Annotated in this window: 4 protein-coding genes; 2 read left to right on the top strand and 2 right to left on the bottom strand. The window is 72.5% G+C overall.

The window, feature by feature from the left end; all coding sequences use genetic code 11:
• Window positions 1–658: 658 nt before the first annotated feature.
• Both ADL22_RS10410 and ADL22_RS10415 read left to right on the top strand, forming a co-directional pair.
• Window positions 659–1,279 carry a hypothetical protein gene (locus ADL22_RS10410; RefSeq protein ID WP_066976084.1) on the top strand — a complete coding sequence of 207 codons (621 nt, stop codon included), beginning with the start codon at window positions 659–661 and terminating at the stop codon, window positions 1,277–1,279.
• Between the two features lie 452 nt (window positions 1,280–1,731).
• Window positions 1,732–2,763, top strand: coding sequence for a rod shape-determining protein (locus tag ADL22_RS10415; RefSeq protein WP_066976086.1), 1,032 nt, complete (start codon window positions 1,732–1,734; stop codon window positions 2,761–2,763).
• Window positions 2,764–2,943: 180 nt separating this feature from the next.
• Here ADL22_RS10415 and ADL22_RS10420 read toward each other — a convergent pair whose 3' ends face one another.
• Together ADL22_RS10420 and trxA are read right to left on the bottom strand one after the other, a co-directional pair.
• Window positions 2,944–3,540 (bottom strand): histidine phosphatase family protein, encoded by a 597-nt coding sequence (locus ADL22_RS10420; RefSeq protein ID WP_066976090.1) that lies wholly within the window; start codon window positions 3,538–3,540, stop codon window positions 2,944–2,946.
• A gap of 178 nt (window positions 3,541–3,718) precedes the next feature.
• Window positions 3,719–4,159 (bottom strand): thioredoxin, encoded by a 441-nt coding sequence (gene trxA, locus ADL22_RS10425; protein WP_066976088.1) that lies wholly within the window; start codon window positions 4,157–4,159, stop codon window positions 3,719–3,721.
• Between the last annotated feature and the right edge of the window lie 575 nt (window positions 4,160–4,734).

A 4,734-nucleotide genomic window follows, 5' to 3' on the forward strand; every position in this document is an offset into this window, starting at 1 on the left:
GCGGTGGTGGGGGGAGCACCTAGGGTGGGGGCGAACGCATCCCCTAGGGGTCACGAGCGCCCCCTGCGGGGCCACAACCGGGCAGGAGCGGGACGGTATTCCCGCCCCGCCGCGAAGTCACCCGCAAGCGTGAAAGGCCCCTGGGCGCCGCGCAGTTACCGCTGCCGTAATTGGCACTGGCCACCACATGGTTCCCGCCGCCGACCCGTAGTGCGCGGCGAATGAGTTGCGTGCCGGTCAGAGCGGCGGTGGCTCGGACGGTGAGGTTTGCGCGGGCAGCGTGGCTGCGGTTCGGACGGTGAGGTTGCGCGCGGGCAGAACGGGTGCGGTTCGTCGCCAGTCACGCACGACGGCAAGGCCGACCTGGAACGCGTCCGACACTCGCCCCGCCGACTTGGAACGCGTCACTCAGCCAGCCGAGTAGCAACGCGTCACTCGCCTCGCCGAGTCGCAACGCACGACTTGCCCCGCCGAGTTGGGCAGCGCGCGTAGCGGCTCGCCGCCCCCGTACACATCGGTGCGGTCGGCCGGCCGGCCGCAGGCATCAGGCATCACGACTGGCCCCGCCGTTCGACCGCCGGCCGTCGGCCGCCGGTGACGGACGCCTCTCCCCCGACCCGCGGGGCCCCCGCGGCCGCCATCCACGACCATGTCCCTCATGAACCCCACCGCTGACCATGACGCTTCCGGCGGCTCCGGCGGCCCCGGCGATCTGCCCGGCCCCCTCGCGTTCCAGCTCGTACTGCTGCGCCGGATGGCCGACCACCAGCCCGGCCGCGTCGAGGACGCACTACGTCAACTGGGCGCGACGCGCGCGCAGATGCGCGAGGCCAACCGCCGCTGGCAGGCCCGGATGCACAGCCCGCGGGCCCGCGCCGGCCTCCAGCCCTACCGGGCGCTGCTGGGCACTCCCGAGGCCGTCACCACCCGCCGCATCGGCGATCTGACCTGCGAGGCGTTGAGCTGGCCGGTACCGCTCTGGCCGGACCTGCGGTTCGAGGTCCTCGCCGCCCCCGGGGGCGGCGTCTGGAACGCCTGGCTGGTACGCGCCCCCGGCGCCCCCGGCCCGGTATTGCGCACGACCGCCGACCTGGTCCCGTGGTCCTGCACGGTCGACGAGGTGGCGCGCGCCTTCGCCCCGGCCCGCCCGATGGAGGGCAGCGCGCCCACCCGTTGGCGCCTGTCCTGCACCGCCCCCGGACCGACCGGGGAGCGGGAGGACGTCATCGCCGAGTTCACCTGGGGGCTCTACCAGCGGCGGGCGGAGGTAGCGGAGTAACGGCAGCGGCGCGGGCGCAGAAGAGCGCAGCGTCGGCTCGTGGCCAACGCTCGGAGGCTGGCGGCCGCCCTCCATCGGTCGGCGGTTGGCATGGTCCGTGAGCGACGGGACGCCGGCCGCGGTGGCCCTACTGACCACCCATCAGTAACACGGCAGCGCGAGAGCTTTTAGGCGTACCTGATTGGTAGCCAGCTACGCACAGGCTCCGCTTCAGTCACCCCCACCCACCCACCTGACGACCCGTTACAAACAGTCGGCAGCCAACCCACCCCGTCCCGGCTACCCACGCCCCCTCCCCACCCCAGCCCCACCCCCTCCCCCAACCGGACGCGCTCAGCAGGCGGGAACCCGTGACGCCTCGGAGGATGGCGCACGAGCGCTCACGTGCGGGCGCTCGTGCCCAGTACCGGCCCACCGGGGACGTTCACCGGCCCATCGGGGAGGAATCCGCCATGACCATCAGCCTCGCCCAATTGCGGCGCTGCTCGGCCGCCGTCGACCTCGGCGCGGCCCGGACCAGGGTGTATGTCAAGAACCAGGGCCTGGTCGTCGACGAACCGACGGTCGCCGCGGTCAACACCCGCACCGGCTCGATGCTGGCCGTCGGCGCGCAGGCCGAGGTGATGGACGGCCGCACCCCCGACTACATCCGCGTGGTCCGGCCGGTCTCCAACGGAACGGTCGTGGACATCGACATGGCCCAGCGCCTGCTGCGCCATCTGGTCGGCGACAAGTTGCGCAAGACCTGGCGGCGCAGACCGACCATGCGGGCCGCGGTCTGCCTCCCGTACGGCAGTGAGCCGCTGGCGCAGCGGGCGGCCGTGGAGACCCTGACCGGGCTCGGTGCCCGCCGGGTCGAGCTGGTGGACACGCTGGTCGCCGCGGCCGTCGGCTGCGGGCTCCCGGTGGAGCAGCCGGAGGCGACCATGATCGTGGTGTGCGGTGCGGGCACCACGCAGGTGGCGGTGCTCTCACTGGGCTCGATCGTGGCCGCCGAGACCGTACCGGTGGGCGGCAACGCCATCGATCACGCGGTGATCCAGCACCTCCGCCTCCACCACGACCTGATGCTGCCCAACCAGTCGGTACGTCCGCTGCATCTGATGCTGTCCGGGAACGGCGATCTGACGCCCGGTTCGGCGGAGGTGCACGGGCGGGACGTGATCAGCGGACTCGCGCGTTCCGTGCATGTGGACACCGAGCGGGTACGGCGGGCGATCATCACCCCGCTGACGGCGATTCTCGACGGGATCGGGGCGGTACTGCGGCGCTGCCCGCCGGACCTCGTAGCCGACCTCGGGGAACGCGGGATCATGCTCGCGGGCGGCAGCGCGCTGATCCCGGGGCTGGAGCCGATGATCCACGAGGCGACCTCCATGCCCGTGCACATCGCGGACCAGCCGGGCACCTGCGCGGTGCAGGGGCTGGGCGCCATGATCGAGGGCAAGGTGCAGCCGCTGCACCTGGACCCGATGGCCCCGTAGAACCCATGGCCCCGTAGGGGGACCTGTAGAGGGACCCCGTAGGGGGACCCTCTAGGGACGGAATGCCCGCCCCCTCACGGCCCACACTCCGCCCCCTCACGCGCCTCCCCCCCACAAGACCCCTGACCACCTACGACCGCCTACCACCACCTACGACCGTCCACGACTGCCCACGACCACCTACAGACTCCGCGCGTTCCAGGCGACCAGCGCCGGGCGGTCGTGTTCCGTACCCAGGACGCCAACGGCCCCCGTGCCGAACGTGAACAGTCCGCCCGCGGCGGCCGGCAGCCCCAGGCGCCGGGCGGTCAGTACGCGCAGGAAGTGCGCGTGCGCCACCAGCGCGACGTCGCCCTCGTCCGCCGCCAGGTGCGGCGCGATCAGGTCCAGCACCCGGTCGGCGCGCGCCCCGACCTCGTCGGGCGACTCCCCGGGGTGCTCGGCCGGCCCGGGCGCCACGCCGTCGTCGAAGAGATACCAGCCGGGTCTGGTGCGGTGGATCTCGGCAGTGGTGATGCCCTCGTCACCGCCGTAATCCCATTCCCGCAGGTCATCGACGATCTGCGGGGAGGGCAGACCGGCGAGTTCGGCGGTGCGCAGGGCGCGGGCCATCGGGCTGGCGTAGACCTGGGTGATCTTGCGCGCCGAGAGAAGCGGCCGCAGCGCACGGGCCTGCTCCTCCCCGTTGGCCGTGAGGGGAAGGTCGGTCCAGCTGGTGTGCCGCCCGTCGCGGCTCCACTCCGTCTCACCGTGCCGGATCAGCAACAGCTCACTCATGACGCGCACTCACCCCACGGCTCCCGCAGATCCCACGGCCTCCCCAGGCCCCACGGCTCCCGCAGACCCCACGTATCCCGGAGACCGCACGGCCCCCACGGACCCCGTACGCCCCGAACCACCCCCGCATCCGCGCCACCGCGCCCACGCACTCGCCCCCCGCTCATTCGCCCTACGCTCACTCGCCCTGCGCCCGCTCTCCCGTACCGCCGCCCTGCGCCGCCTGCTCCCCGGCGCCGGCCGGGCCCTGCTGCGCCTGCCGCTGGGCCTCGGCGACCGACGCCCGGACCTCGTCCATGTCCAGATTGCGCGCCTGGCCGATCACGTCCTCCAGGGCGGCCTCCGGCAGCGCGCCGGGCTCGGCGAACACCGCGATGTTGTCCCGGACGATCATCAGCGTCGGGATGGAGCGGATATCGAAGGCGGCCGCCAACTCGGGCTGCCGCTCCGTATCGATCTTGGCGAACAGCAGGTCGCCGTGCTTCTCCGACGACCGCTCGAAGATCGGCCCGAACCGCTTGCACGGCCCGCACCACTCCGCCCAGAAATCGATCAGCACGAAATCATGGGCGGAGACGATCTCGTCGAAGTTGTCCTTGGTCAGCTCTACGGTGCTCATACGCGCTTCCTGCTTCCTGCTTCCGGGGGTCGGGGGCTTCGGGCGGTTGACGCTCCGGCCTGCGGACCGTTGCGGCAGGCGGCCCGCTTCCGCTGATCCGCCCGCTGCAGAGATCCCACCCGCCCGGCTCCGATCAAGCTCCCGGCGGGTCGACGGCCGGCTCAGCCGACTCGGTTCGTTCTTCTGCTGTTTTCCGCGCCCGAGGGCGTGTGCCACATCGGACGGTCCCATATCGGACGGTGCGCCATATCGGACGGTGTGCCATACGGACGGCGTGCGCGGTGTCCACGGTGCCCGACGACGCGACGGTACGACGCGCCGGGCCCCCCGGCTCTCGCCGTACGCCCCGCGAGTGCCCGCACGGTGTAACCCCATCACTCCGCACGGTATTCCGCCTGCGCATCCGCACAACACACACCGCACGCCGCACACCGCACCGCCCGGCTCCCCTGCCCACCCCGCGCCGTCCCAGACATCCCACACCCCCCACAATCCGTGACGGTCCTCACACCCACCCCCGGAACGAAACCCCACCGGGCCAGCCCGACCCCCATCCGCGCCCGGCCCGAACCCTC

The sequence above is a fragment of the Streptomyces sp. NRRL F-4489 genome (assembly GCF_001509485.1).
GTDB lineage: Bacteria > Actinomycetota > Actinomycetes > Streptomycetales > Streptomycetaceae > Streptomyces.